The sequence below is a fragment of the Methylosinus sp. genome, from assembly GCF_036560965.1.
In the GTDB taxonomy this organism is placed as follows: Bacteria; Pseudomonadota; Alphaproteobacteria; order Rhizobiales; family Beijerinckiaceae; genus Methylosinus.
Map to the genome: position 1 here is coordinate 1 of NZ_DATBQF010000066.1, position 2,362 is coordinate 2,362.

Below are 2,362 nucleotides of genomic sequence, written 5' to 3' on the forward strand. Positions count from 1 at the left end.
TTACCGAAGAGGCTTGTCTTTCTTGCCGGGCGTGCGGACGGGACCAAACCCCCTTCCAAACGATGGCTATCCAGATGACCGTCATGCGCGTCATGCGCATTTCTGTCTTCATTGGATCGCCGACGGCGCATCACCGGATCGGTGTCGCAGGGCATAGCCCGCGGCGTCGATCTTGAGGATTGCGGACTTACAACGTTCGTCGCGTCTCCAACGCGCGCGAGCGAAGGACGTCTGCTGTCCACCGAAGCCTGTTTCTTGGCGCGGCCTGGCCCGCGCCCTTCGTTGGGGGATGCCGCGATGACGGATCGTATCCAGGAATTTTTGCGCGCGCGCCGTCTTGAAGGCCGCGACATTGGCCCGTGCCTCGTCGTCGATCTCGACGTCGTGCGCGACAATTACCGCGCCTTCGCCAAGGCGCTGCCCGACACGCGCGTCTTCTATGCGGTGAAGGCCAATCCGGCGCCGGAGGTGCTCTCCCTGCTAGCGACGCTGGGCTCGTGCTTCGACACGGCCTCGGTCGCAGAGATCGAAATGTCGCTGGCCGCCGGCGCGAGCCCCGACCGAATCAGCTTCGGCAACACGATCAAGAAGGAGCGCGATATCGCCCGCGCCTATGCGCTGGGCGTGCGGCTGTTCGCGGTCGATTGCGAGGCCGAGGTCGAGAAGATCGCCCGGGCGGCGCCCGGCTCCAAGGTGTTCTGCCGCATTTTGTGCGACGGCGCCGGGGCCGAATGGCCGCTGTCGCGCAAATTCGGCTGCGCGCCGGAGATGGCGCCGCGGGTGCTGGAACACGCCCACGCGCTCGGCCTCGCCGCTCATGGCGTGTCGTTCCATGTCGGCTCGCAGCAGCGCAATCCGCGCATGTGGGACGGCGCGCTGGCGTCGGCGTCGGCGATTTTTCGCGAACTCGCGGAGCGCGGCATTCAGTTGCAGATGGTCAACCTCGGCGGCGGCTTCCCGACCAAATATCTCAATAACGTGCCGGCGGTGAAAACCTACGGCAATGTGATCTTTCGCGCGCTGTCCAAGCATTTCGGCAACCAGATCCCCGAAACGATCATCGAGCCGGGGCGCGGCATGGTCGGCAACGCCGGCGTGATCGAGGCGGAAGTGGTGCTGATCTCGAGGAAGTCGCAAGAGGACACGCTGCGCTGGGTCTATCTCGACATCGGCAAGTTCAACGGCCTCGCCGAGACCACCGACGAGATGATTCGCTATCCGATCCGCACCGAGTTCGACGGCGACGCCGCTGCTCCTTGCGTGATCGCGGGGCCGAGCTGCGATTCGATCGACGTGCTTTACGAGAAGGAGCCGTATGCCCTTCCCGTGAGTCTCGAGATCGGCGCCAAGGTGCTGATCGAGGGGACGGGCGCCTATACGACGACCTATTCCTCGATCTGCTTCAACGGCTTCGCGCCGTTGGAATCCTTCGTGATCTGAGCGGTCTTTCTTCCGAGCGGGAGAGAGTCTTGAAACCCTTCATTCCCCCTGTCCCGGCCGGCCGGCGCTGCTTTGTCCAGCGCGAGGCGCGAGGGTCGCTTGTCTTCCGATGGAGGCAGTGATGACCTTTGATCTTGCCCTTCACGCCGCTCCCCAAGCGGCTTTCGCGCCCGCCCGCTTCGTCATCGACGACGAATCGCCGGATGATGTTTTCGCGCGCGAAAAGCTGCTCGACGCCTGCTTCGGGCCGGCGCGCTTCCTGAAGACCTGCGAGAAGCTGCGCGCCGGGCGCCTTCCGGCGCGCGGGCTGGCGCTCGCGGCGCATGACGGCGCGCGGCTCGTCGCGACCTTGCGGCTGTGGCCGATCCAGGCGGGGCCGGGGCGCGCGGCGCTGCTGCTCGGGCCGCTCGCGGTGGCGAGCGATTATCGCTCGCTCGGCCTGGGCGCCGCGATGATCGAGACTGGGCTCGACCGCGCACGCGCGAAAAATCACCGCGCCGTGCTGCTGGTCGGGGACGAGCCCTATTACCGGCGCTTCGGCTTCGAGCGGGCGTTGACCGAAGGTCTCGTCATGCCGGGATGGGTGGACGAGGCGCGTTTCCTTGGCAAGGAGCTGGCGCCGGGCGCGCTGCGCGGGGCTCAAGGACGGGTCGGCGCGGCGGGCGCGCGGGCGCCGCTCGGGAACGAGGGGCCGCTCGCGCTCAGGGCGGCGGCGTAAGGGGGGCGCGGGAAGCCGCGCGCGGCAAAATTTCTGCTGCATCGCCGTTCTCCCATGCTATACAGCGGCGCGACGCGCCGGCCGAAGGGTGTCCTTAGGGGGCGCCCTTTTCTGCTATATGGGTTATTGAAGATGGGCTGTAGCGCGTCCGAACGACGGCCGTCGCGGGCGTGGCGGAACTGGTAGACGCGCCGGATTTAGGTT

The 2,362-nt window shown here is 66.5% G+C and carries 2 protein-coding genes; both read left to right on the forward strand.

The window, feature by feature from the left end; translation table 11 throughout:
- Positions 1 to 297: 297 nt before the first annotated feature.
- Positions 298 to 1,440 carry a type III PLP-dependent enzyme gene (locus VIF40_RS17045; protein ID WP_331938711.1) on the forward strand — a complete coding sequence of 381 codons (1,143 nt, stop codon included), beginning with the start codon at positions 298 to 300 and terminating at the stop codon, positions 1,438 to 1,440.
- A 121-nt stretch (positions 1,441 to 1,561) separates the two neighbouring features.
- Positions 1,562 to 2,158 carry an N-acetyltransferase gene (locus VIF40_RS17050; protein ID WP_331938712.1) on the forward strand — a complete coding sequence of 199 codons (597 nt, stop codon included), beginning with the start codon at positions 1,562 to 1,564 and terminating at the stop codon, positions 2,156 to 2,158.
- Positions 2,159 to 2,362 lie beyond the last annotated feature (204 nt).